The sequence below is a fragment of the Kineosporia sp. R_H_3 genome, assembly GCF_002198675.1.
Classification (GTDB): domain Bacteria; phylum Actinomycetota; class Actinomycetes; order Actinomycetales; family Kineosporiaceae; genus R-H-3.
The window spans coordinates 1-24,445 of sequence record NZ_MWLL01000158.1 but is presented as its reverse complement, the minus strand read 5'-3'; the positions used below and the strand labels follow the sequence as shown (position 1 = coordinate 24,445).

Here is a 24,445-nt window from a genome sequence, read left to right as displayed (position 1 = left end):
CGGAGCACCGGGTCCCGTACGGGGCAACCTCACACACGGAGGCATGCGATGGGCCTGATGGACAAGCTCCGCGGCGAGTTCATCGACATCATCGAGTGGACCGACGACAGCCGGGACACGATCGTCTGGCGCTTCCCGCGCTACGACAACGAGATCAAGATGGGCGCCCAGCTCGTCGTCCGCGAGTCGCAGACCGCGGTGTTCGTCAACGAGGGCCAGATCGCCGACTCGTTCACCCCCGGCACCTACACGCTCGAGACCCAGAACCTGCCGATCCTGTCCAAGCTCAAGGGCTGGAAGTACGGCTTCGAGTCGCCGTGGAAGGCCGAGGTCTACTTCGTCAACACCCGGCTCTTCACGGACATGAAGTGGGGCACGCAGAACCCCGTCATCGTCCGCGACGCCGAGTTCGGCATGGTCCGGCTGCGTGCGTTCGGCGCCTACGCGATGCGGGTCACCGACGCCGCGAAGATGCTCCGCGAGCTCGTCGGCACCGACCCGCAGTTCCGGACCGAGGAGGTCCAGGAGTACCTGCGGCAGATGATCGTCGGCCGCCTCGGGTCGGCCCTCGCGACCGCCGGCGTCCCGATGCTCGACCTCGCGTCGCAGCAGCAGCAGATCGGTCAGCGGATCGCGGGCGTGCTCTCCGAGGACCTCTCGAACGTCGGCATCACGATCCCGACGTTCATCATCGAGAACATCTCGGTGCCGCCGGAGGTCGAGGCCGCGCTCGACAAGCGGACCCAGATCGGCGTCGTCGGCGACCTCGATGCGTACACGAAGTTCCAGACCGCCAACGCCATCGAGGACGCCGCCCAGAACCCGGGCGGCGGCGGCGAGGGCATCGGCATCGGTCTCGGGATGGCGGTGGGCAACCGGATGGCGCAGCAGCTGAACCCGCAGCAGCCGGCTGCCCCTGCTCCCGCCGGGGCACCCGCTCCCCCGCCGCTGCCCGCCGCGGCGCAGTGGTTCGTCGGCGTCGACGGCCAGCAGCAGGGCCCGTTCGACACGGCCACGCTGGCCGGCCGGGTGGCGTCCGGCGGACTCACCGCGGACACCCTCGTGTGGAAGACCGGGATGCCGCAGTGGGCGGCCGCGAGGGACGTCCCCGAGGTCGCCGCGCTCCTCGCGAGCGCCCCGCCGCCGCTGCCGCCGCAGGGCTGACCCGCGCGGGCCGTCGCCGACCTCCAGCGAACGTCAGGGGGAGCTCACCCATGGACGGGTCCACCACAGGCGGGACCGCCGCAGGCGGGCCCGCCGGCGCACCACGCGCCGGCGGCCTGCCGCGCCGGCACGTCCTCGGCGCGCTGCTCGCGCTCCCGCTCGCCGGGTGCGGGGGCGTGCCGATCGGCGCCGGCGGGGCGGGCACGACGACGGACCCGGGCGGGACGGCGTCCGCCCCGGCGGCTCGCCGGGCATCTCGTCGTCAAGGACTCCGAGCTCACGGTCCTCGATGCGGCCACCGGCAGGGCACGGTCGTTCCCGGCCGCCGAGACGTCGAGCGCTCCCGGCGTCGGCGTCTCCCGCAGCGGGGTCATCGGGGACGTGTGGGACTACTTCGGCCCCGCGAGCGACTCGTGGCACGTCACGGTCCGCAGCCTGGCCGGTGAGCAGCTCGCGGACTACACGGTGGGCGGCCCGCTGTCCTTCCCGACGAGCGCCGCGACGCTCGACCCGACGGCGTCCCGGCTCGCGTACAGCGTCGACGAGCCGCAGTCCCAGGACGGCGACGCCGAGCGGATCGACCGCGTCTACGTCTACGACCTGCGCACCGGTGCGGTCCTGTCGACCGTCGACGGCCGCGCCGAGCCGGTGCTCACCGGCACCGGTGAGCTCCTCGTGCGCGCCGAGGACGCGATCCACGTGTACGACGCGCAGTACACGGACCAGGGACCGGCCGGCCTCAAGGTCTCGCCGCGGGCCGGCGCCTTCGACGTCTCCCCGGACGGGCGCTACGTCGTCGCCGAGTCCGACTTCCGGCTGCTGGGGCTCGACCGGACGACGGGACGCACCTGGCAGGTGGCCGACGAGCTCCACCGCGCGCACACCTCGCCGGCCTTCTCCCCCGACGGCCGGTGGCTGGCCTTCCTGCGCGCCGGCGCGGTGGCCTCCCAGTACCTGGCCGTCATCCCGTTCGTCCCCGGCAGGACCCGGGAGGTCGTCGACGGCGACGACCTGAGGTCACCGGCCGGCGACTTCTACGGCGGCACCGGCCGCATCGGCTGGGCCGCGTGAGCACGACCGCCGACCGTCGGGGTAGCACTCCTGGAGGATGTCCGTGACGCAAGGACCGGGTGGCAGCAGCAGCCCGACCACCCTGACGTACCCGTGCGGTCAGTGCGGCGCGCGGCTCGAGTACGCCCCGGGGACGGCGGTCCTCAAGTGCCCGTACTGCGGGCACGAGCAGGCCGTCGGCCCGTCGGACGAGGTCATCGAGGAGCACGACTACGTCGCCTGGCAGTCCTCGCCGGTCAAGGCCACCGCCCACCTCGCGCAGCACGTGCTGCGCTGCGGCAAGTGCGGCGCGACGACCGAGACCGACGACCTCGCGACGTCCTGCCCGTTCTGCGGCGCGCCGATCGTCGCCGAGATCGACGCCGCCGAGCAGATCGCCCCGGAGGGCGTCGTCCCGTTCGGGATCGACCGGTCCGGCGCGCAGGAGGCGATCCGGCAGTGGGTGCGGTCCCGCTGGTTCGCGCCGAACCGGCTCAGGAAGGTGAGCACCGCCGAGCGGCTCAAGGGCACCTACCTGCCGCACTGGACGTACGACGCCGCGACCTCGACCCGCTACACCGGCATGCGCGGCGAGCACTACTGGGAGACCGAGACCTACACCGAGATGGTCGACGGCCGCCCGCAGACCCGGACCCGGCAGGTCATGAAGACCCGGTGGTACCCGGCGTCCGGGCAGGTCGCGCGCAACTTCGACGACGTCGTCGTCGTCGCCACCCGCCAGCTGCCGGCCGAGCGGCTCGCCGACCTGCAGCCGTGGCTCCTCGAGAACGCGACCGCCTACCGGCCCGAGTACCTGTCCGGATACCAGGCGCTGCGCTACGACGTCCAGCCCGACGAGGGCCTCGAAGAGGCCAAGCAGATCATGCGCGGGGTCATCCGCGAGGACTGCTGCGCGGACATCGGCGGCGACGAGCAGCAGGTGCACTCGATGGACACCCGCTACGGCGGGCTCATGTTCAAGCTCATGCTCCTGCCGGTCTGGCTCGCCGCCTACCTCTACGGCGGGAAGACGTTCCAGGTGTACGTCAACGCCCACACCGGGACGGTCGTCGGCGAGCGCCCGTACTCGCCGGTGAAGATCGCCTTCGCGGTGCTCGCCGCGCTCGTGGTCATCGGGGTCGTCGTCGCGGTGTACCTCGCGAACCGGTCGTCCGGCGGCTCGGCCTCCCCGCTCGTCGTCTCCGGTCTGCTCGCGCACACCTGGGCGGCGGCCGCCGTGCACCTCGGGTCGGGCTGACCGGGCCCACCGGGCCGGCCGGCTCGACCGGCCCGGCGGGTCAGGAGTCGGCGATCGCCTCGAGCGCGTGCGCGAGGTCCTCGGGGTAGGGGCTCTCGAACTCGACGGGCTCGTCGGTGCCCGGGTGCACGAAGCCGAGCCGGACGGCGTGCAGCCACTGCCGGGTCAGGCCGAGCCGGGCCGCGAGGGTCGGGTCGGCGCCGTACGTGAGGTCGCCCACGCACGGGTGCCGCAGGGCCGAGAAGTGCACCCGGATCTGGTGCGTGCGGCCGGTCTCGAGGTGGATCTCGGCCAGGGACGCGGCCCGGAACGCCTCGAGCACCTCGTAGTGCGTGATGCTCGGCTTGCCGCCGGCGACGACGGCCCACTTCCAGTCGGCGCTCGGGTGCCGGCCGATCGGGGCGTCGATCGTGCCGCGCAGCGGGTCGGGGTGGCCCTGGACGAGCGCGTGGTAGGTCTTGTCGACGGTGCGGTCCCGGAAGGCCTGCTTGAGCCGGCTGTACGCGTACTCGCTCTTCGCGACGACCATGAGGCCGCTCGTGCCGACGTCCAGGCGGTGGACGACGCCCTGACGCTCCGCCGCACCGGAGGTCGCGATCCGGTAGCCCGCCCCGGCCAGCCCGCCCACGACCGTGGGACCGGTCCAGCCCGGGCTCGGGTGCGCGGCGACCCCGACCGGCTTGTCGACGACGACGAGGTCGTCGTCGTCGTGGACGATGTGCAGCCCAGGCACCGGCTCGGCGACGACCTCGACCGCGGACGGCGGGTCGGGCAGGGAGACCTCGAGCCACGACCCGGCGCGGAGCCGGTCGGACTTGCCCGCCTCCCGGCCGTCGACGACGACCGCACCGGCCTCGGCGAGGTCCGCGGCGGCGGACCTGCTCAGCCCGAGCAGGCGGGCGAGACCGGCGTCGAGCCGCTCACCGGCCAGCCCGTCGGGCACCGGGAGCGAGCGCAGCTCAGGCATCGGCGGGGTCCGTCCCCGGCCGCGGCTCGCGGGTGCCGTCGAGGGCGATCCCGCGGAAGCCGAGGAGGGCGATGAGGAAGGCCGCCGTGACGATGCACGAGTCGGCGACGTTGAAGACCGGGAAGTCCATGAAGGGGAACTTCGTGTACTCGATGAAGTCGACGACGTGCCCGCGGGCGAACCCGGGCGCGCGGGTGAGCCGGTCGACGAGGTTGCCGACCGCACCTCCGAGGAGCAGGCCGAGCGCCAGCGCCCAGCCCCGGCTGCCGAGCCGGCGCGACACCCGCAGGATGAGGATCGCGACGAACGTCGCGATGACGGTGAAGATCCACGTCGTCCCGGTCGCCATGTTGAAGGCGGCCCCCGGGTTGAAGACGAGGCGCAGCTGGAGCCACCCGTCGATGACGGGCGTCGGCGCGGCCCCCGGGGCGAGGGTGCGCAGCGCCCACTCCTTCGACGACTGGTCGGCGGCCACGACGACGAGCGCCGTGACGACGAGCGTCGCGACGAGGGCCCGGCGGACGGGGCGCGGGGCGTCGTCGCNCGCTGAGCCGCCGCGGCCGCCCCCGGCGGGGAGGCCGCGGCGGCTCAGCGCGGGGTCAGCGACGCTCCTGCTTCTGCTTGCACGGGACGCAGAGCGTCGCCCGCGGGAACGCCTGGAGGCGCGCCTTGCCGATGGCGTTGCCGCAGGACTCGCACCGGCCGTAGGTGCCGTCCTCGATCGCGTCGAGGGCCCGCTGGGTCTGGAACCGGGACTCGCGGGCGTTCGCGAGGAGCGTCATCTCCTGCTCCCGCTCGAACGCCTTGCTCCCGGTGTCCGCCTGGTCGTCACCGGCGCCGTCCCCGCTGTCGCGCAGGACGTCGGCGATGCTCGTCTCGAGCGCCGCCATGTCGCGGGCCAGCCGGTCGAGCTCACCGCTGAGCTCCTCGCGGACCTCGGCGAGCTCGGCCGGCGTCCACGGGTCCTCCTCGGCACGGACGACGAGCGCGTCCGGGACCGTGGGCTCCGGCGCCGGTGCGGGCGGCGCGACGGCCGCCTCCTGCTTCACGGGTGCCTTCTTCGCCGGCGCCGCAGCCACCTTCTTCGCCGGCGCCGCAGCCACCTTCTTCGCCGGCGCCGCAGCAGCCTTCTTGGCCGGAGTCGCAGCCACCTTCTTGGCCGGAGCCGTGCTCTTGGTCGCCGACGTGGTCGCCACCTTCTTGACTGCAACCTTCGTGGCCGGAGCCTTCTTGGCCGGGGCCTTGGCCGCCGCAGTCTTCTTGGCCGGGGCCTTGGCCGCCGGCGCCTTCGCCGCGGCCTTCTTCGCCGGGGCCGGTTCCGTCGCCGGCGCTCCCGAGCGGGACCCGGTCACCGTCGCTCCCACTGCCCTGGCGGCGCCGACCGCGCGTCGCGCGACCGCTGCCAGGGACCTGCGCTGTGCCATGTGGGGGCCTCCCCCGCCCGACATGTCGGGCCTCGACGGTCCGCGAAGAATACGGAACGTGTGCTGGCGTGCTCAATCGCCCACGCCGCGTAGCGACAAACATGATCTACCTGCGGTGATCACTTTCCGTATCTCTTTCGACACCCTCCTGTGCCGGGTTGACCGCCGGCGCCTACCCGCTGCCTCCCCCGCCGGGCGGTGAGCGGTCCCCTCCGAGCAGCCCCTCGAGCCTCGCCCGCAGCGCCACCGGGTCACCGACGACCCGCACGGTCTTGGTCCGGCTCGTCGCTCCGGTGACCAGGTCGGCGTCCCTGCGCCGCACCCCGAACGCCTCGGCGACGGCGGCCACGACGGCCTCGGTGGCCCGGCCGTCGACCGCGGGGGCGTTCACCGCCACGACGAGCACGTCCCCGTCGCCGTACCGGCCGCCGACGGCCGTCCGGGACGCCCCGGGCTTGGCCCGCACCGTGACGTCGAGGTGGCCCTCGGCGCCTGCCTGCGCCCCGGCACGCGCAAAACCGGAAGGGCCCTCACTCCCGCGCGAGGGCCCTGCCGGTCGTGCCGTGCTTCGTGCTGCCAAGCTCGTGGGCCGAGCTCAGCTGCGGTCGCCGAACGGGTACTGCTGGCCACCGGCCTCGGCGGGCTCGGCCGCGTAGGCGCCGCGGCTCGGCAGCGGCCCGGAGTACTGCTGGCCGTTGCCGTTGCCGGCGAGGCTCGCAGCAGGCTGCGGGCCCCGGTTCGGGACGACGGCGGCCTTCGCCTCGAGCTCGCGGAGCTGGCCCTCGAGGTAGGACTTGAGGCGGCTGCGGTACTCGCGCTCGAAGGCGCGCAGCTCGTCGATCTTGCGCTCGAGGAGCGAACGCTCCTGCTCGAGGGAACCGAGCGTCTGGCGCTGCTTCTCCTCGGCCTCGCGGACGAGCCGCGCCGCGTGCTCGCGGGCCTCGCCGACGATGCGGTCGCGCTGCTGCTCACCGTTGCGGACGTACTCGTCGTGGAGCTTCTGCGCCAGCGCGAGCATGCCTGCCGCGGCCTCGGGGCCCTGGCCGACGGCCTGGAGCTCCGCCGCCGGGTTGCGCACCGGCTCGGGCACCGCGACGGGCATCGGCGCGGGCGCCGGGACGGCCGCAGCGACCGGCTCGGGCTCGGGGGCGGCCTCGCGGGCCACCGTCGCGCGGGAGAGCTCGCCGACGCGGCGCTCGCAGACGGAGAGCTTCGAGCGGAGCTCGTCGTTCTCCTCCGTCAGGCGGCGGAGCTCGTTGACGACCTCGTCCAGGAAGTCGTCGACCTCGTCCTGGTCGTAGCCCTCGCGGAACTTGGTCGCTTGGAAGCGCTTGTTGACAACGTCCTCGGGCGTCAGGGCCATCAGGGTCACCTCGCGGGAGAGAGTGGTGCGTCGGGTCCGGTCGGGTCCGTGCCGAGACGTCACCGTAGCGGATCGGAAGCCGCAGATCGAACGAGGATGACCCCCGTGATGCCGGTCGCGGTCCCCCGCCAGGATGCCATGGTCAACCCTCGGTCACCAGGGCGATTCGCTGCGTGACGATCAGAGCAGCTGGTAGAGGATGATCGTCACGAGGAAGAGCAGCGTGAACGCCAGGTCGAGCTGCACGGAGCCCAGTCGCAGCGGGGGGATCACTCGCCGCAACGCCCGCAGCGGCGGGTCTGTGACGGAGTAGACGGCCTCGGCGAGGACGAGCACGATCCCCTTCGGCTTCCAGTCCCGCGAGAAGACCTGGATCCAGTCGAAGACGAGCCGGATGATCAGGGCGAGCAGGAAGAGGAAGACGACGAGGCTGAGCAGCGAGCGAACGGCGTTCACGAGGGTGGCTCCGGGGATCTGCGCGGCGGTGTGACGGTCGGCCGGCGGCCGCCCGTACCGGGCTCAACGACTGACGACGCGACAACGTGCGCCATTGTCCAGCACCGGCGGGGCTCCCCGCACCGACGGGGCCGCGCCGGCACGGGACGGTCAGGCGTGGTTGAAGAGGTCCCGGTCCGTGCCGTTGCGGATCTTGTCCGCCGGGGTGACCTCGACGCTCGCCGGTGAGAGCAGGAACACCTTGGAGGTGACCCGCTCGATCGTGCCGTGGAGCCCGAAGACGAGGCCGGCGGCGAAGTCGACGAGGCGCTTGGCGTCCGCGTCGTCCATCTCACCGAGGTTCATGATGACGGGGGTGCCGCCACGGAACGCCTCGCCGATGGTCTTGGCCTCGTTGTACGTGCGCGGGTGGATCGTCGAGATCCGGTGCAGCTCGTTCGACCGTGCCGGCGCCTGCACCACTCGTGCCACCTGCCCGCGGGCGATCGGCGTCACCGCGGCCCTCCGCTCCTCGTACACGTCGTCCAGCCGGTCGACGGAACGCTCGGACGTCGCCCCGGCGCGGTCGTGCCGCGTGCTCCGGTCGTCGTCCTCGTACGCCTCGTCGAACTCCTCGTCGGCGTCGTACGCCTCGTAGCGCTCGTCGTCCTCGGCCAGGCCGAGGTAGATCATGGTCTTCCGCAGCGCGCCGCCCATGGCTCCTCCGCCTTCCGTCCGTCACCCTCCGTCGCGACGCTACCCGAGTGCGGGACGAGCACCGAGCACCGCGCTCCCGACACGCAGGTGTGTCGCACCGCAGGCGATCGCGGCCTCGAGGTCCCCGCTCATCCCCGCGGAGACGAGACCGGCCCGCGGGTCCACGGCGAGGAGCCGGTCGCGCAGGGCCGGGAGCACGGCGAAGGCGCGCCGCGGGTCCTCGCCGAGCGGGGCCACGGCCATCACGCCGCGCAGGGCGAGCCCGTCCGTCGCGACGACGGCCCCGGCGACCTCCTCGAGGTCGGTGAGCAGGCACCCGCCGCGGGCCGTGTCGCCGTCGAGGCTCACCTGGACGAGGCACTCGACCTCCCGCCCGACCTGGTGCGCCGCCTTCCCGAGGGCGCTGACGAGGTGCACCCGGTCGACCGAGTGGACGACGTCGGCGTACCGCGCGACCGAGCGCGCCTTGTTCGTCTGCAGCTGACCGATGAAGTGCCACCGCAGCCCGGTCACGCCTGCGGCGAGGACCTCGGCGTGCTTCGCCGACGCCTCCTGGTCGCGGTTCTCGCCGACGTCGGTGACCCCGAGGTCCGCCAGGGTCGTCACGTCGGTCGCCGGGTGGGTCTTCGTCACGACGACGAGGCAGATCTCCGAGGGTGACCGGCCGGCCGCGGCGCAGCCGGCGGCCACACGCTCACGGACCCGGGCGAGCCCCGCCTCGAGCTCGGCCCGGCGCTCACCGCCCGTGGTCACGGCGCGATCCCGACGATGCCGCCGGAACGTCCGGTGACCTTGGCCCGCCGGTAGGAGTAGAAGGACTCGTCGTCGATCGTGCACCCGCCGACGGTGCGGACGCTCTCGACGCCGGCCCGGTGCAGGACGGCGGCGCAGCCGGCCCGCAGGTCGATGGCCGGCGTCCCGGCGCGGGTCGTCGCGGCCGTCTCCGGCACGCGCGCGGCCGCGTCGTCCCGCATCTGCTCGGGCACCTCGTAGCAGCACGGGCCGGCGGACGGCCCGAGCGCGACGAGGATCGAGGCCGGCACCGCCCCTCGGGCGACCATCGCCGCCACCGTCGCCTCGAGGACGCCGGCGAGCAGCCCGGGCCGCCCGGCGTGCGCCGCGGCGACGACGCCGGCGCCCGGGTCCGCGAGCAGCACCGGGACGCAGTCGGCCACGACGACGGCCACCGCGTGGCCCGGCCCGACGGCGACGGCGGCGTCGCACTCCGCACCGTCGGCACCCGAGCCCAGCGCCAGCCCCGGGTCCGGCGGTACGTCGAGGACGGCGACCTCGCGGCCGTGGACCTGCCGCGGGTACCACACGGGCATCCCCGCCCAGCGCTCGACGAGCCGCCGGTTCTCGAGGACGTCGGCCGGGTCGTCGCCGACGTGGAGACCGAGGTCGAGACCCGCCCACGGGCCGCGCGAGACGCCACCGGGACGACGGGTGAACCCGGCCCGGACGCCCGGGCCCAGGTCGACGGCGACGACGTCGGCGACCGGTCCTGCGGATGCTCCGGACGCCGTACCCACACCCGAGTCCATGGGCGCGAACCTATCCGGCCCGGACGCACGACGGCCCACCGGCACGCTGCCGGTGGGCCGTCGTCGCCCCGGTCACGCCGGGCGGGCCGCTCAGGTGCTACTTGAGGAAGTCCGGCACGTCGAGGTCGTCGTCGAGCGGGACCGGCCGCTGCACCCGCGGCGGGCGGGCCTCGGTCGGGAGCTCGACGTAGCGGCGCTCCGGCTCGGCCTGCGGCTGCGCCGGCTGCTGGACCGGTGCCGGCTGCTGCACCGGCGGGGCCGCGGGAACGGTCTGGTGGACCGGCTGCTGCACGGGCTGCTGGACGGGCTGCTGGACGGGCTGCTGGACCGGCGCCTGGGCCACCGGGACCGGCTGCTGCACCGGCGGGGCGGTCTGGGCGGGCTGGGCCGTCGTGTACCCGGTCGGGAACCCGTTGGACGCCGAACCGGAGTACCCGTTGGAGCCGCCGGAGCCCGACGACGTCGGCGGCGTCACCGAGCGCCCGGACACCTGGCCGAGGGCGCGGTCGTCCTTGCGCTTGGTCGGCGTGCCGCCGTCGAAGCCGGCCGCGATGACCGTGACCCGCACCTCGTCCCCGAGCGCGTCGTCGATGACGGCGCCGAAGATGATGTTCGCCTCCGGGTGCGCCGCCTCCTGGACGAGCCGGGCCGCCTCGTTGATCTCGAAGAGGCCGAGGTCCGAACCGCCCTGGATCGACAGCAGGACGCCGTGGGCGCCGTCCACGCTCGCCTCGAGCAGCGGCGAGGAGATCGCCGTCTCGGCGGCCTGGATCGCGCGGTCCTCGCCGCGCGCCGAGCCGATGCCCATGAGGGCGCTGCCCGCGCCCTGCATGACGGACTTCACGTCGGCGAAGTCGAGGTTGATCAGACCCGGCGTCGTGATGAGGTCGGTGATGCCCTGGACACCGGACAGGAGCACCTGGTCCGCCGACCGGAAGGCGTCCAGCACGCTGACGTGCCGGTCGCTGATGGACAGCAGCCGGTCGTTGGGGATCGTGATGAGGGTGTCGACCTCCTCGCGCAGCGAGGCGATCCCCGAGTCGGCCTGGGTCGAGCGGCGGCGACCCTCGAACGTGAACGGGCGGGTGACGACACCGATGGTCAGGGCGCCGAGGCCGCGGGCGATGCGCGCGACGACGGGGGCGCCCCCGGTGCCGGTGCCACCGCCCTCGCCGGCGGTGACGAAGACCATGTCGGCCCCGCGGAGGACCTCCTCGATCTCCTCGGCGTGGTCCTCCGCGGCGCGGCGGCCCACCTCTGGGTCGGCGCCCGCGCCGAGCCCCCTGGTCAGCTCACGGCCGACGTCGAGCTTGACGTCGGCGTCGCTCATGAGAAGGGCCTGCGCGTCGGTGTTGATCGCGATGAACTCGACGCCCTTGAGGCCGACCTCGATCATGCGGTTGACGGCGTTGACGCCGCCGCCGCCGATACCGACGACCTTGATGACTGCGAGGTAGTTCTGCGGTGCTGCCACGACGGGTGCCTCTCGCTCGCGGATCGACGTGCCGGTCAGTGAGCCGTGCCGGGGCGGTCTGGTCGGTCCCGGTGGATCGTTCTTACGACTCTCACCCTCAGGTAGAGGGTTATAGTTATGTCAACTACTCGATGCTCTGCGACCGTACGGACGCCCATAGGGCGATTCAACGACCGGCCGGGCGTGTCGCGGCACCGATGGAGTTTTCCGTGTCCCCGCAGGGGAAATCGGGCGAACAGGACGGGTCGCTACCCCGCCCGGCGCACCGCGACCGCCTCGATCTCGACCCGGGCGCCGAGCGGCAGGCCCGCGACGGCGACCGTCGTCCTGGCCGGGAAGGGCTCCTCGAAGACGCTCCCGTAGGCCGCGTTCATCGCGGCGAAGTCGGCCATGTCGGTGAGGTAGACGTTGCACTTGACGACGTCCCCGAGCGTCAGCCCCGCCGCCGCGAGCACCGCCGCGAGGTTGGCGAGGACCCGCGCCGTCTGGGTGCCGACGTCGCCGTCGACGAGCCGGCCCGTCGCCGGGTCGATCGGCGTCTGGCCCGACAGCAGGAGCAGGTCACCGGCGACGACGGCGTGCGCGTAGGGACCGACGGCCGCGGGCGCGTCGGCGGCGTGGACGGTCTCGCGCACGGTCTCGTGAACCTGGGTCTCCTCCCGCCGGGACGGCCGGCGCCGGGGGTCAGCGCTGGACGGACGGCGCGCGCGGGGCGCTGACGTCGAACGTCACCGGGCGCTTCGAGAGCTGGATGTTGCCCTTCTTGCGCATCGCGGCCCGCTCCCGCACCGCCTGCCGGCGCAGGGCGTCGAGCGCCGCGACCTTGAGGTCGACCTGGCTCGCGTCGCCCCAGACGACGGTGTCGCCGTCGTCGAGGCGGAACCACACGCCGTCGCCGCTCGCGGCGCCGACCTCGCGCAGCTGGGCGCGCAGGGCCGGTGGCAGGACGCCGAGGCTGTCGAGGGCCGACCGGACGGCGGCCGCCCCGGCGGTGACGAGGTCGACCTGGACGACGGGCACGGACGACGGCGCGGAGCCGACGGTCACGACCTCGACGCCGTCCCGGTCGACGAGCCGGAAGCCGCTGCCGGAGGGCAGCGCGGCGACCGGCTGCCGCTCGCGGACGACGATCCGCAGCGTGCCCGGCCAGACCTGCTCGACGGAGACGTCCGCGACGAGGCGCAGCGTGCGGACCCGGGTCTCGACGGCGCCCGTGCGCACGAGGAGCAGCGGCCGGCCGAGCTCCTCGGTCGCGAGCGCCTGCACCTGTGCGGGGTCGATCCGGTCGACGCCGGTCACCTGCACCCGCCGGACGGTCCCCCACGGCGAGGCGGTGAGGATCCACCCCGCGGCGAGCAGGCAGAGCACGGCGACGGCGAGCCCGCCGAGCAGGCGGCGGCGCCGGGCCCGGGCCAGCGCGCCGAACCGGTCCGCCGCGGCGACGACGGAGCCGTCGCCGAGGAGCTGCGGGAACGACCGCTCGGCCGTGGAGCGGCTCACGCCGGGCCCGCCGGACCCTCGGTGCCGGTGGGGCCGGGACCGGCCCCGCCGGACCGGTCCGCGAGCCGGGCGAGGATCTCGGGCCCGAGCATCGTCACGTCGCCGGCACCGATCGTCAGGACGATGTCGCCGGGTGCCGTCCGGGCGGCGACGACGTCGGCGACGTCGGACCACGACGGCACGAAGGTGACGTGCTCGCGCGGCAGCGGGACGGCGTCCGCGACGAGGGCGCCGGTGACGCCGGGCTCCGGGTCCTCCCGGGCCGCGTAGACGTCCATGACGACGACCTCGTCGGCCAGGCCCAGGGCGCGGCCGAAGTCACCGGCGAAGATCCGGGTGCGGCTGAACAGGTGCGGCTGGAAGACCGCGACGACGCGGCCGCCGCCGGCGACCGAGCGGGCGGCCTGCAGCGCCGCGGCCACCTTCGTCGGGTGGTGCGCGTAGTCGTCGACGACCCGCACTCCCCCGGCCTCGCCGCGTGCCTCGAAGCGCCGGCGCGTGCCGCCGAAGGCGGCGAGCCCGGCGGCGGCCCGGTCGCGGTCGTAGCCGAGCGCCGTCACCGCGGCGAACGCGGCCGCGGCGTTGAGCGCGTTGTGCTCGCCGGGGACCCGCAGCGTCATGGGGAGCGCGCCCGTGGCGTCGACGACGGTGAAGGACAGGCCGGCAGGGGTGGCGTGCAGGCCCTCGACCCGGACGGCGGCGTCGGCCGAGCGGCCGTACCCGACGAGCGTCACGCCGCGCTCCGCGGCCGACGGTGCGGCCGCCTCGAGCATCCGGCGGGCCCCGGGGTCGTCGACGCACGCGACGACGACCCCGCCCGGCTGCACCGTCGTGCAGAACGTCGCGAACGCCTGCTCGACGGCCTCGGGCGTGCCGTAGAAGTCGAGGTGGTCGGGCTCGACGTTCGTCACGACCGCGACGAGCGGTTCGTAGATGAGGAACGTGCCGTCGGACTCGTCGGCCTCGGCGACGAAGACGTCCCCGGACCCGTTGTGCGCGTTGGCCCCGGTGTCGGCGAGCTCGCCGCCGATGGCGAACGACGGGTCGGCGCCGCAGTGCTGGAGGGCCACCGACACCATCGACGTCGTCGTCGTCTTGCCGGCGGTCCCCGCGACGGCGACGGTCCGCCGTCCGGCCATGACGGCCTTGAGCGCCTGCGACCGGTGCAGCACGAGCAGACCGCGCTCGCGGGCCGCGGCGAGCTCGGGGTTGTTCTCCCGGACGGCGGAGGAGACGACGAGGGTCTGCGCGTCGCCCAGGTGCGCGGCGTCGTGGCCGACCTCGACCCGGGCGCCGAGCGCGCGCAGCGCGGCGAGACCGCGGGAGTCCTTCGCGTCGCTGCCGGAGACGGGCAGCCCGCGGGCGAGGAGGATGCGCGCGATGCCGGACATCCCGGCACCGCCGATCCCGATGAGGTGCACCGCGCCGAGGCTCTCGGCGGGCGGCACGACGAGGTCGAGGTCGGGCTTCACCGGGCGTCCTCCCCCGTGCTCGTGGCCGGGCCGCCGGCGACCCCTGCGGCCTGCCGGGCCGCGGTCTCGACGAGGTCGGCGAGCCGCTCGTCGCCGTCCCGGATCCCGAAGGCGGCGGCGGCCCGGCCCATGTCGTCGAGCCGGCGCGGGTCGAGCAGCAGCGGCAGCAGCGTCGAGCGCACCCACTCCGGCGTGCACGCCGCGTCGTCGACGACGAGCCCCCCACCGGCGTCGGCGACGGGCTGCGCGTTGAGCCGCTGCTCGCCGTTGCCGATCGGCAGCGGGACGTACGCCGCGGGCAGCCCGATCGCGGTCACCTCGCTCACGGTGCTCGCCCCGGCCCGGCAGACGACGAGGTCGGCCACCGCGTAGGCGAGGTCCATCCGGTCGAGGTACTCGGCGACGACGTACGCTCCGCCGCCGACGATCTGCGCGACGTCCACCGTCTTGCCGCGGCCGCTGAGGTGCACGACCTGGACGCCGGCCGAGCGCAGGTCCGCCGAGGCCGCCCCGAACGTCGTGTTGAGCCGCTGCGCCCCGAGCGAGCCACCGGTGACGAAGAGCGTCGGGCGGCCGGGCACGAGCCCGAAGTGCGCGGTCCCCTGGGCGCGCAGCGCCGCCCGGTCGAGCGTGGTGATCCGGCGGCGCAGCGGCATGCCCATGACGGTGGCGCCGCGCAGCGGGGTGCCGGGGAACGTCGTCGCGACGTACGGGGTGAGCCGGGCGCCGAGCCGGTTCGCGAGGCCGGGGCGCGAGTTCGCCTCGTGGACGACGATCGGCACGCCGAGCCGGCGGGCCGCGAGGTACGCGGGGGTCGAGACGTAGCCGCCGAACCCGACGACGACGTCCGCGCCCGAGTCGACGATCGCGGCCCGCGCCGCCGCCACGGCGGCGCGCAGCCGGCCGGGGAGCCGGCCGAGGTCGGGCCCCGGCCGACGCGGGAACGGCACCCGCGGGACGACGGCGAGCGGCAGGCCGGCCTCCGGCACGAGCCGGGCCTCGAGCCCCTCCGCGGTGCCGAGCGCCGTGACCCGGGTGTCCGGGTCGCGGCGCAGCAGGCACTCGGCGAGGGCGAGGAGCGGGGCCACGTGGCCTGCCGTGCCCCCGCCCGCGAGCAGGACGGACAGGGTCACGGCTGGCTCCTCCCGGTGCGGCGCACCCGTAGGGGCACGACCGCGAGCGACCTCTTGACGACGCTGCCGCGCGCCGCGAGCGCCTCTGGCGCACCGGGCACCCGGCGGGCGAACCCGAGGACGATCCCGAGCGCGAAGAGCGTCGTCACGAGCGCGGAGCCGCCGCTCGAGACGAGCGGCAGCGGCAGGCCGATGACGGGCAGCAGCCCGACGACGACGGACATGTTGATGACGGCCTGGAGCAGGATCCACGTGAAGACGCCGGCCGAGGCGATCTTGACCATGAGGTCGTCGCTCGTGACGACGAGCCGGTAGAGGCCCAGCGCGAGCAGCCCGAAGAGGGCGAGGATCGCGAACGTCCCGGGCAGCCCGAGCTCCTCGCCGATGATCGAGAAGATGTAGTCGTTGTGCGCGGCGGGCAGGTAGTTCCACTTCTCCCGGCTGCCGCCCAGCCCCACGCCCCACCAGCCGCCCGTCGCGAGCGCGTACCGGCCGTGCGCCGGCTGCCAGCAGCCGAGCATGTCCGGGTTCGCGCAGCCGGACAGCCACACGGCGAGCCGGTTGCTGCGGTTCTGGCTACCTGTCACGAGGAGCAGGACGGCCGAGACCGCGAGGCCGCCGCCGATCGTGAACCAGCGCATCGGCGCCCCGGCGACGAACAGCAGCGTCGCGACGACCGCGATGAGGATCATCGCGGTGCCGAGGTCACGGCCGAGCAGCACGAGGCCGAGCACCGCGAGCGCCCCGGGGACGACGGGGACCAGCAGGTGCGACGTCCGGTTGAGCAGCGGCCGCTTGCGGGCCAGGACCGTGGCGCCCCACACGATGAGGGCGATCTTGCAGACCTCGGCGGGCTGCAGGACGATGCCGCCGCCCAGGTAGATCCACGCCCGGTTGCCGCCCTGCTCGCGCCCCATGCCGGTGAAGACGAGCACCTGCAGGGCGAGGCCGACGCCGAGCATCGGCCAGGCGAACCGGGTCCAGAACCGCTTGGGCATCCGGGACGCCACCCACGCGAGCGGCAGTCCGAGCGCCGCGAACCGGGCCTGGTTGAGGAACTCGGTGTACGAGGAGCCGGTGCCGCCCTTGAGCGAGGTGACGCTCGAGCTCGACAGCACCATGACGAGACCGATGACGGTGAGCGCGAGCGTCGAGCCGAGGACGAGGTAGTACGGCGCGAGCGGCGACTCGATCCGCGACAGCCACACGCTGCGGCGGGTCCAGGTGCTGGGGGCGGCCGCTTCCCCGACGGCCGCCACTCAGCGCTCCCCGGTCGGCGGCGGGCTCGCGCCCAGCCTGCGCCGGACGGCGGCGGCGAACTCGTCGCCGCGGTGGCCGTACGAGACGAACATGTCCATGGACGCGCACGCCGGCGCGAGCAGCACGACGTCACCGGCCTGCGCCAGGCCGGCCGCACGCTCCACGACGGCGTCCATGACGGTCACCGACCCAGTCTCGGGGACGTCCACGTCGACGACGGGGACGTGCGGCGCGTGTCGCGCGAGCGCCTCCCGGACGAGGTCGCGGTCGCGCCCGATGAGGACGGCGGCCCGCAGCCGGCCCGCGTGCGCGGCGACGAGGTCGTCGAAGCTCGCGCCCTTGGCCAGCCCGCCGGCCACCCAGACGACGTGCTCGAAGGCGTGCAGCGAGGCGTCGGCGGCGTGCGGGTTCGTCGCCTTGGAGTCGTCGACCCAGACGACGCCGCCGGCCTCGGCGACCCGGGTGATCCGGTGCGGCTCCGGGGTGTAGCCGCGCAGCCCGTCGCGGACGGCGGCCGGCGGGACGCCGTGCGCCCGGGCCAGCGCGGCGGCCGCGAGGGCGTTGGCGACGGTGTGCGGCGCGAGGGTGCCGCCGCCGGCGATCCGGACGTCGTCGAGCGACCCGAGCTCGGCCGCCGAGGTCTGCCGTTCGGCGACGAACGCGCGGTCGCACAGGACGTCCTCGACGACGCCGAGCATCGACACCGCCGGGACGCCGAGGGTGAACCCGACCGCGCGGCAGCCCTCGACGACGTCGGCGTCCCGGACGAGCTGCTCGGTCGTCGCGTCGGCCGCGTTGTAGACGCAGGCGATCTCGGTGTTCTCGTAGACCCGGCCCTTGGCCCGGGAGTACTCCTCGAGCGAGCCGTGCCAGTCGGTGTGGTCCGGGGCGACGTTGAGGCAGGCGCTCGCCCGCGGCCGCAGCGAGTGGCTCCAGTGCAGCTGGAAGCTCGACAGCTCGACCGCGACGACGTCGTACGGCTGCGGGTGCAGCACGGCCTCGAGGATCGGCGTGCCGACGTTGCCCGCAGCCGTCGTCCGCAGCCCGGCGGCGGCGAGCATCGACGCGAGCATCGTCACCGTCGTCGTCTTGCCGTTCGTGCCCGTGAGGGTGAGCCACGGCGCGGCGCCGGTCTGCGGGCGCATCCGCCAGGCGAGCTCGACCTCGCCCCAGACCGGCACGCCCGCCGCGCCGGCCTGCGCGAGGAGCGGCTGGTCGGGGCGCCAGCCGGGCGACGTCACGACGAGGTCCCAGCCGCCGTCCGGCAGCCGGGACGTCGAGCCCTCGCCGAGGGCGAGCCGGGCGCCGAGCGTCTCGAGGATCACCGCGCGCTCGCGGGTCGTCTCCCCCGCCCGCTCGTCGACGACGGTGACCTCGGCGCCGCGCTCGAGGAGCGCGTCCGCCGCGGCGAAGCCGGAGACGCCGATGCCGGCGACGACGACGCGCAGCCCGGCCCAGTCGGCCCGGCCGTGCGTGAGCGGCGTCGTCCGGTCGGTGTCGGTGACGTGCGGCGGAGGGTACGGACCGGTCGGGGGGACGTCCGCGGTCATAGGCCGACGACCCACTCCGCGTAGAACACCCCGAGCCCCAGGCCCACGAACAGGCCCGCGATGATCCAGAAGCGGATGACGATCGTCACCTCGCCCCAGCCCGCGAGCTCGAAGTGGTGCTGGAGCGGGGCCATCCGGAAGACCCGTTTGCCGGTCATCTTGAAGAAGCCGACCTGGATGATGACCGACAGCGAGATGAGGACGAACAGGCCGCCGAGGAGCACGAGGAGCAGCTCGGTCCGGGAGAGGATCGCGAGGCCCGCGAGCGCACCGCCGAGGGCGAGCGAGCCGGTGTCACCCATGAAGATCTTCGCCGGCGAGGCGTTCCACCAGAGGAACCCGAAGCAGGCGCCCATGACGCACGCCGCGACGACCGCGAGGTCGAGCGGGTCGCGGACGTCGTAGCACTTCCCGCCCGCGACGACGTCGTCGACGATCTGGCACGACTGGTTGGACTGCCAGATCCCGATGAGGACGTACGACGCGAAGGTCATGACGCTCGCACCGGTGGCGAGCCCGTCGAGCCCGTCGGTGAGGTTCACGCCGTTGCTCGTCGCCGCGATCATGACGTACGCCCAGATGACGAAGAGGACGACGCCGATCGTGGCCCCCGCGAAGGCGAGGTTGAGGCCGGTGTCCCGGATGAACGAGATCCGGTACGAGGCGGGCGTGAGGTTGTTGTCGCTGCGGAACCGGGTCGCGAGGATCGCGAACGCGACCGCGACGACGGACTGCCCGGCGAGCTTGGCACCGGCGCGCAGGCCGAGGCTGCGCTGCTTGGTGATCTTGATGAAGTCGTCGAGGAAGCCGACGAGACCGAGGCCCGTCATGAGGAAGAGCACGAGCAGGGCGGACGCCGTCGGCGGCCGGAGCGTCGCGATGTGCGCCGCGGCGTAGGCCAGCAGCGCGGACCCGATGATGACGACGCCGCCCATCGTGGGCGTCCCGCGCTTGGTGTGGTGCGAGGTCGGGCCGTCGTCACGGATGAACTGGCCGTAGCCGCGCTTGACGAGGAAGCGGATGTACAGCGGGGTCCCGAAGAGGCCGCAGAAGAGCGAGATCCCCGCCGCGATGAGTACTGCCCTCACGGCGCGCTCCCCTCCTTCCGACCGGCACGATCTTCGACATCTTCCCCTGCCGCGACCGCGACAGGCGGGACCGGCACGCCGGGAGCCGACGACCCGCCGTCCGCCACGCCGCCACCGACGGTCACGGGCGTCTCGAGCAGCCGGGTCGCGAGCCGGTCCAGGCCCACCGAGCGTGACGCCTTGACGAGGACGACGTCCCCCGGCTGCAGGGCGTCACGGAGCAGGTCGAGCGCCGCGCCGGCGTCCGGCACCGTGGCGACCGCCCCGTCGGGCGCGCCCCCGGCGGTCGCCCCCTGCGCGTACGGGCGGGCGGGGTCGCCGACGGCCACGAGCCGGGAGACCCCGAGCCGGGCGGCGAGCCGCCCCACGGCGTCGTGCTCGGCGGCCGAGTCGTCGCCGAGCTCCTTCATCTCGCCGAGGACGGCCCAGGTGCGCCGGGCCCCGGCGGCACCGCCCGACGTGCCGCCCGACGTGGCGCCCCGGCCCATCGCGACGAGGGCCTCCAGGGCCGCCCGCACGGAGTCCGGGTTGGCGTTGTAGGCGTCGTTGACGACGGTCACGCCGTCCGCCCGCTCGTGGACCTCCATCCGCCAGCGGCTCGCCGCTGTCGCGCCGGACAGCGCCTGCGCGACGTCGGCGACGGGCAGCCCGAGCTCGAGCGCGACGGCCGCGGCCGCGAGGGCGTTCGAGACGTGGTGCTCGCCGTGCAGGGCGAGCGCGACGTCGGCCGCGCCGCCGGCTGCGGCGAGCCGGAACCGCGGGCGGGCCGCGGCGTCGAGCCGCACGTCCTCGGCACGGACGTCGGCGCCCCCGGCGCGGCCGAACGTCACGACGCGGGCCGTCGTCCGGGCCGCCATCGCCGCGACGAGCGGGTCGTCGGCGTTGAGCACCGCGACGCCGTCCGGCGCGAGCGCCTCGACGATCTCGCCCTTCGTGCGGGCGATGACCTCACGGCTGCCGAAGATGCCGAGGTGCGAGGTGCCGACGTTGAGCGCGAGCGCGATCCGCGGCGGCGTGATGCCGCACAGGTACGCGATGTTGCCGGGCATCCGGGCGCCCATCTCCGCGACGAGGTACCGGGTGCCGCTGTCGCAGCGCAGCGCGGTGAGCGGGTGCCCGATCTCGTTGTTGAAGGAGCCGACCGGGGCGACCGTCGGTCCGAGGCGGGCGAGCAGGACGCCGAGGAGGTCCTTCGTGCTCGTCTTGCCCGAGGAGCCGGTGAGGGCGACGACCGTGAGGTCCGGCAGCCGGTCGACGACGGCGCGGGCCAGCAGGCCGAGCGCGGTCTGCGCGTCGTCGACGAGGACGGCGGGCACCCCGGTCGGCCGGGTCGCGAGGACGGCGACCGCCCCCGCGGCGACGGCGCCGGGTGCGTAGTCGTGCCCGTCGACGTGCTCGCCGGGGAACGCGACGAACAGGTCACCGGCCGCGACCGCGCGGGAGTCGATGACGACCCCGCCGGTCACCACGACGTCCGGTGCGGCGCCGTCGACGAGCCGCCCGCCGGTGGCGGCGGCGACCTCGGCGAGGGTCAGGGGGATCACGCGCGGGTCCCTTCCGGAGCGCGCAGCGCCGCGGCCTGGACGAGGACCTCGCGGGCCACGGCCCGGTCGTCGAACGGGTGGACGACGCCCGCGACGTCCTGGCCCTGCTCGTGGCCCTTGCCCGCGACGAGGAGGACACCGCCGCCCCAGGCCCGGGCCACCCCCTCGGCGATCGCGGCCCGGCGGCGGTCGACCTCGACGACCTCGGCGTGGTGCGCGGACGGCCCCGTCGGGGTCGCCCCGTCGGCGACCGACCGGGCACCGGCGAGCAGCGCGGCGCGGATCGCGGCCGGCTCCTCGGAGCGCGGGTTGTCGTCGGTGACGACGACGACGTCCGCGGCCCGGGCCGCGGCGGCGCCCATGAGCGGGCGCTTGTCCCGGTCCCGGTCGCCGCCGGCACCGAGGACGACGACGAGCGGGTGGCCGGCGTCGCGCAGCGCGTCGAGCGCGGCGGCGACGGCGTCGGGGGTGTGCGCGTAGTCGACGACGACGACGGGCTCCCCGGGGGCGCCGACGCCGGGGACCTTCTCCATCCGCCCCGGGACCGGGCCGGCCGCGCCGAGGGCGGCGGCCGCCGCGGCGGGGGCGTGCCCGGCCTCGACGAGCATGGCGAGGGCCAGCACGGTGTTCGCGACGTTGAAGTCGCCGGGCAGCGGGCAGCGCACGGAGAGCGCGACGCCGTCCGGGCCGGTGAGGTGCGCGGTCGTCAGGCCGCCCTCGAGGTCACGGCCGACGACCCGCCAGTCCGCGTCCGTGCCGTCCTTGGTCGTCACCGTGACGACGGGGACGCGCGACTCGCGCGCCATCCGCGCGCCCCAGGCGTCGTCGACGACGACGACGCCGCGGCGGGCGTGCTCGGGCGTGAAGAGCAGCGCCTTCGCGGCGAAGTACTCCTCCATCGTCCGGTGGTAGTCGAGGTGGTCCTGGGAGAGGTTCGTGAACCCGGCGACGTCGACGACGAGGCCGTCGACCCGGTGCTGCGCGAGTGCGTGGCTGGAGACCTCCATCGAGCACGTCCGGACGCCGTCCTCGCGCATGACGGCGAGCAGGGCGTGCAGCGCCGGCGCCTCGGGCGTCGTCCCCGTGCTGCGGATCCGGCGGTCGCCGGAGCGGATCTCGACGGTGCCGACGAGACCGGTCCGCTCCCCCGTCGAGCGCAGCGCGGCGTCCACGAGGAAGGTCGTCGTCGTCTTGCCGTTGGTGCCGGTGACGCCGAGCACCGTGAGCGCCTCGCCGGGGTGGCCGTAGAGCCAGGCGGCGAGGTCGCCGAGCACGGCCCGCGGGGTCTCGACGACGACGACCGGCAGGCCGGTCGCGGCGGCGCGGTCCCGGCCGGCCGGGTCGGTGAGCACGGCGCGCGCACCGGACGACGCGGCGTCCGTGGCGTAGTCGGCGCCGTGCGCGCGCGAGCCCGGCAGCGCGGCGTAGAGGTCGCCGGGCACGACGTCCTTCGAGGCGAGGGTCACGCCGGTGACGGTGACCTCGGCGGACGGGCCCTGCGGCAGGACGACCTCGACGGGCGAGGCGCCACGGGCACGCAGGTGCTCGACGACCGCCGCCAGGTCTGCGGCAGGGGCGGAGCGGGGGCGGGGACCGCCGGGAGTCGGCACGTCGCCCGAGGTTACCCGTCCCGGTGGCCCGGCGGTCCCGCACCCGTCACCTCGCGGTGACCGGTCGGGGCGGGCCGCCGGGGCGCCGGGCACCGTCACTTCCACGTCAGCGGCAGGTCCGGCTTCTTCGTGAGGGTCGGCGGCACCTGCCGCTTGGTGAGCGCGTACGACATGACCTGCTGGAAGACCGGCGCCGCCACCGTGCCGCCGAAGTAGCCGTTCTTCGGCTTCTGGAGCACGACCGCGACGACGATCTCCGGCTTGTCGGCCGGCGCCATCCCGATGAAGCTCGAGGTGTAGAGCCCCGCGCGGTAGCAGCCGCACGTCGGGTCGGCGTACTGCGAGGTACCCGTCTTGCCGGCGACCCGGTAGCCCGGGATCTCGGCCCGCCGGGCGGTGCCCTCCTCGCCGACGACGTTCTCGAGCATGAGCCGCACGTCGCGCGCGGTCTGCGCGCTGACGACCCGGGTCTGCGGCGCGGCCGGTGCGGCGGTGTAGACGCCGTCCGGGCTCGTCGTGCCGGCCACGACCCGCGGCGCGACCCGGACGCCGTCGTTCGCGATCGTCGCGAAGACGTCGGCCGACTGCAGCGCGGTCACGGCCAGACCCTGGCCGAACATCATCGTGTAGCGCTGCGAGCCGCTCCACTTCGAGGGCGGCGCGAGGATGCCCGACGACTCCGCGAGCGTGGCCGAGCTGCGCGTCGTGCCGAAGATGCCCGTCTTCGCGCCGAGCCCGAACTTGCGCATGTAGTCGTACATCGTCCCGGCCGGCACCTGCTCGCCGATCTTGATGGTGCCGATGTTGCTCGACTTCGCCAGGACACCGGCGACCGTGAGCTTCTCGGTGCCGTGCGCCTCCGCGTCGTGGAACGTGCGGTCGGAGCGGCGCAGCGTGCCCTCGACGGTGATCTCGTCGGTCGGCGTGGCCACGCCCTCCTCGAGGGCCGCGGCGAGCGTGACGACCTTCGACGTCGAGCCCGGCTCGAAGACGTCGGTGAGCGCCCGGTTCTGCCGGTCGGCCGCGTCGCTCGCGCCCGGGTCGGACGCGTCGAAGCCGGGCGCCGAGGCGAGCGCGAGGATCTGGCCGGTCTTCGTCATGACGACGACGTAGCCGGTCTCGGCCTCGGTCGCCTTCACCTGGGCCTCGAGGATCTGCTGAGCCTGCCACTGGATGTCCTGGTCGATCGTCAGCCGGACGCCGTTGCCGTCGACCGGCTCGACCTCCTCGTTGACGCCGGTCGGGATCTGCGCGCCGTACTTGTCCCCGCTGCGCTCGAACGTCCAGCGCCCGTTGGTGCCCTTGAGCTCGGGGTCGAAGATCCGCTCGACACCGGCGAGGGCGCGGCCGTCCTTGCTCACGAAGCCGACGATCTGCGCGCCGACGGTCTGCGCCGGGTAGACCCGGCGGCTCGCCTGCTCGGCGCCGATGCCGGGGATCCGCAGCTCGCGGACCTTGCGGTAGACCTCCGGCGTGACATCCTTCTTCACGTAGGCGCCCTTGGCCTTGCCCGAGAGCTTCTTCGTGAGCGTCGGGACGTCCATGTCGAGGACGGGTGCCAGCGCCCGGGCCGCGCCCGGCAGGCCGGGCGGCAGCTCGGTGGTGCCCTCGTAGTTCGTCACGAGGTTCTGGTCGACGAGGATGTGCCGCCGCTCGACCGTCCACGCGAGGAGCCGGCCGTTGACGTCGGTGATGTCGCCGCGGTGCGCGGGCAGGTCGACGGTGCGCATCCGGTTCTCGAGCGCCTGGGCGGCGACGGACTCCGAGTCCAGGCCCTGGAGCTGGACGAGCCGCCCGCCGAGGACGGACATGACGAGGAAGACCACCACGAGGACGAGGCGCAGGCGCAGGTCGGGGTTGCCCAGGCGCTCGAGAACCGGATGCGCACCGTC

At 74.6% G+C, this 24,445-nt stretch carries 22 protein-coding genes and 1 pseudogene; 3 read left to right on the top strand and 20 right to left on the bottom strand.

Annotated elements, in window-relative coordinates; all coding sequences use genetic code 11:
* Positions 1 to 48: 48 nt before the first annotated feature.
* The 3 genes from ECOMGDLI_RS16490 (at position 49) to ECOMGDLI_RS16480 (ending at position 3,472) form a co-directional block, all read left to right on the top strand.
* Positions 49 to 1,164: an SPFH domain-containing protein gene (locus ECOMGDLI_RS16490; RefSeq protein ID WP_088317955.1), complete on the top strand. Its 1,116-nt coding sequence runs from the start codon at positions 49 to 51 to the stop codon at positions 1,162 to 1,164.
* A 381-nt stretch (positions 1,165 to 1,545) separates the two neighbouring features.
* Entirely contained in the window at positions 1,546 to 2,235 is a 690-nt protein-coding gene (locus ECOMGDLI_RS16485; protein ID WP_088317954.1) for a PD40 domain-containing protein, read from the top strand.
* 37 nt (positions 2,236 to 2,272) lie between these two features.
* On the top strand, positions 2,273 to 3,472 hold the full coding sequence (locus ECOMGDLI_RS16480) for a hypothetical protein (RefSeq protein ID WP_369812757.1): 1,200 nt from the start codon (positions 2,273 to 2,275) through the stop codon (positions 3,470 to 3,472).
* A gap of 40 nt (positions 3,473 to 3,512) precedes the next feature.
* On the opposite strand, the gene ECOMGDLI_RS16475 is transcribed toward ECOMGDLI_RS16480, so the two are convergent.
* The 20 genes and pseudogenes from ECOMGDLI_RS16475 to ECOMGDLI_RS16380 form a co-directional block, all read right to left on the bottom strand.
* Entirely contained in the window at positions 3,513 to 4,439 is a 927-nt protein-coding gene (locus ECOMGDLI_RS16475) for an RluA family pseudouridine synthase (protein ID WP_088317953.1), read from the bottom strand.
* Positions 4,432 to 4,982: pseudogene (lspA, locus tag ECOMGDLI_RS36850) on the bottom strand (signal peptidase II); the annotation flags it as partial. The gene ECOMGDLI_RS16475 and the pseudogene lspA, both read right to left, overlap by 8 nt.
* Positions 4,983 to 5,038: 56 nt before the next feature.
* Entirely contained in the window at positions 5,039 to 5,791 is a 753-nt protein-coding gene (locus tag ECOMGDLI_RS16465) for a TraR/DksA family transcriptional regulator (protein ID WP_198954923.1), read from the bottom strand.
* 244 nt (positions 5,792 to 6,035) lie between these two features.
* A complete protein-coding gene (locus tag ECOMGDLI_RS16460) occupies positions 6,036 to 6,329 on the bottom strand; it encodes a DUF167 domain-containing protein (protein WP_198954922.1) in 294 nt (97 codons plus the stop codon).
* A gap of 129 nt (positions 6,330 to 6,458) precedes the next feature.
* Complete coding sequence (locus ECOMGDLI_RS16455) at positions 6,459 to 7,226, bottom strand: DivIVA domain-containing protein (protein WP_088288953.1); 768 nt, start codon at positions 7,224 to 7,226, stop codon at positions 6,459 to 6,461.
* A 180-nt stretch (positions 7,227 to 7,406) separates the two neighbouring features.
* A complete protein-coding gene (locus tag ECOMGDLI_RS16450; protein ID WP_088288954.1) occupies positions 7,407 to 7,682 on the bottom strand; it encodes a YggT family protein in 276 nt (91 codons plus the stop codon).
* A 150-nt stretch (positions 7,683 to 7,832) separates the two neighbouring features.
* Positions 7,833 to 8,378: a cell division protein SepF gene (locus tag ECOMGDLI_RS16445; protein ID WP_088317949.1), complete on the bottom strand. Its 546-nt coding sequence runs from the start codon at positions 8,376 to 8,378 to the stop codon at positions 7,833 to 7,835.
* A 39-nt stretch (positions 8,379 to 8,417) separates the two neighbouring features.
* On the bottom strand, positions 8,418 to 9,131 hold the full coding sequence (locus ECOMGDLI_RS16440) for a YggS family pyridoxal phosphate-dependent enzyme (RefSeq protein ID WP_088317948.1): 714 nt from the start codon (positions 9,129 to 9,131) through the stop codon (positions 8,418 to 8,420).
* On the bottom strand, positions 9,128 to 9,922 hold the full coding sequence (locus ECOMGDLI_RS16435; RefSeq protein ID WP_088317947.1) for a polyphenol oxidase family protein: 795 nt from the start codon (positions 9,920 to 9,922) through the stop codon (positions 9,128 to 9,130). Before ECOMGDLI_RS16435 ends, ECOMGDLI_RS16440 begins: the two co-directional genes overlap by 4 nt.
* Before the next feature lie 97 nt (positions 9,923 to 10,019).
* Positions 10,020 to 11,396: a cell division protein FtsZ gene (gene ftsZ, locus ECOMGDLI_RS16430; RefSeq protein ID WP_088317946.1), complete on the bottom strand. Its 1,377-nt coding sequence runs from the start codon at positions 11,394 to 11,396 to the stop codon at positions 10,020 to 10,022.
* A gap of 248 nt (positions 11,397 to 11,644) precedes the next feature.
* Positions 11,645 to 12,031 carry a Rid family detoxifying hydrolase gene (locus ECOMGDLI_RS16425; RefSeq protein ID WP_088317945.1) on the bottom strand — a complete coding sequence of 129 codons (387 nt, stop codon included), beginning with the start codon at positions 12,029 to 12,031 and terminating at the stop codon, positions 11,645 to 11,647.
* 49 nt (positions 12,032 to 12,080) lie between these two features.
* Positions 12,081 to 12,896, bottom strand: a complete 816-nt coding sequence (locus ECOMGDLI_RS16420) for a cell division protein FtsQ/DivIB (protein WP_088317944.1) — start codon at positions 12,894 to 12,896, stop codon at positions 12,081 to 12,083.
* Complete coding sequence (murC, locus tag ECOMGDLI_RS16415; RefSeq protein WP_088317962.1) at positions 12,893 to 14,287, bottom strand: UDP-N-acetylmuramate--L-alanine ligase; 1,395 nt, start codon at positions 14,285 to 14,287, stop codon at positions 12,893 to 12,895. Before murC ends, ECOMGDLI_RS16420 begins: the two co-directional genes overlap by 4 nt.
* A 77-nt stretch (positions 14,288 to 14,364) precedes the next feature.
* A complete protein-coding gene (murG, locus tag ECOMGDLI_RS16410) occupies positions 14,365 to 15,495 on the bottom strand; it encodes an undecaprenyldiphospho-muramoylpentapeptide beta-N-acetylglucosaminyltransferase (RefSeq protein WP_088317963.1) in 1,131 nt (376 codons plus the stop codon).
* A gap of 2 nt (positions 15,496 to 15,497) precedes the next feature.
* On the bottom strand, positions 15,498 to 16,760 hold the full coding sequence (ftsW, locus tag ECOMGDLI_RS16405; protein ID WP_198954921.1) for a putative lipid II flippase FtsW: 1,263 nt from the start codon (positions 16,758 to 16,760) through the stop codon (positions 15,498 to 15,500).
* Positions 16,761 to 18,311 carry a UDP-N-acetylmuramoyl-L-alanine--D-glutamate ligase gene (gene murD, locus ECOMGDLI_RS16400; protein WP_088317943.1) on the bottom strand — a complete coding sequence of 517 codons (1,551 nt, stop codon included), beginning with the start codon at positions 18,309 to 18,311 and terminating at the stop codon, positions 16,761 to 16,763.
* The gene (gene mraY / locus ECOMGDLI_RS16395) at positions 18,308 to 19,399 is read right to left on the bottom strand and encodes a phospho-N-acetylmuramoyl-pentapeptide-transferase (protein ID WP_088317942.1); all 1,092 of its coding nucleotides are present in this window, start codon (positions 19,397 to 19,399) and stop codon (positions 18,308 to 18,310) included. The genes murD and mraY overlap by 4 nt, the downstream gene beginning before the upstream one ends.
* On the bottom strand, positions 19,396 to 20,943 hold the full coding sequence (gene murF / locus ECOMGDLI_RS16390; RefSeq protein ID WP_088317941.1) for a UDP-N-acetylmuramoyl-tripeptide--D-alanyl-D-alanine ligase: 1,548 nt from the start codon (positions 20,941 to 20,943) through the stop codon (positions 19,396 to 19,398). Before murF ends, mraY begins: the two co-directional genes overlap by 4 nt.
* Positions 20,940 to 22,553, bottom strand: coding sequence for a UDP-N-acetylmuramoyl-L-alanyl-D-glutamate--2,6-diaminopimelate ligase (locus tag ECOMGDLI_RS16385; protein WP_233153489.1), 1,614 nt, complete (start codon positions 22,551 to 22,553; stop codon positions 20,940 to 20,942). The genes murF and ECOMGDLI_RS16385 overlap by 4 nt, the downstream gene beginning before the upstream one ends.
* 95 nt (positions 22,554 to 22,648) lie before the next feature.
* A partial coding sequence (locus ECOMGDLI_RS16380) for a penicillin-binding protein 2 (protein ID WP_088317940.1) occupies positions 22,649 to 24,445 on the bottom strand: 1,797 nt, incomplete at its 5' end.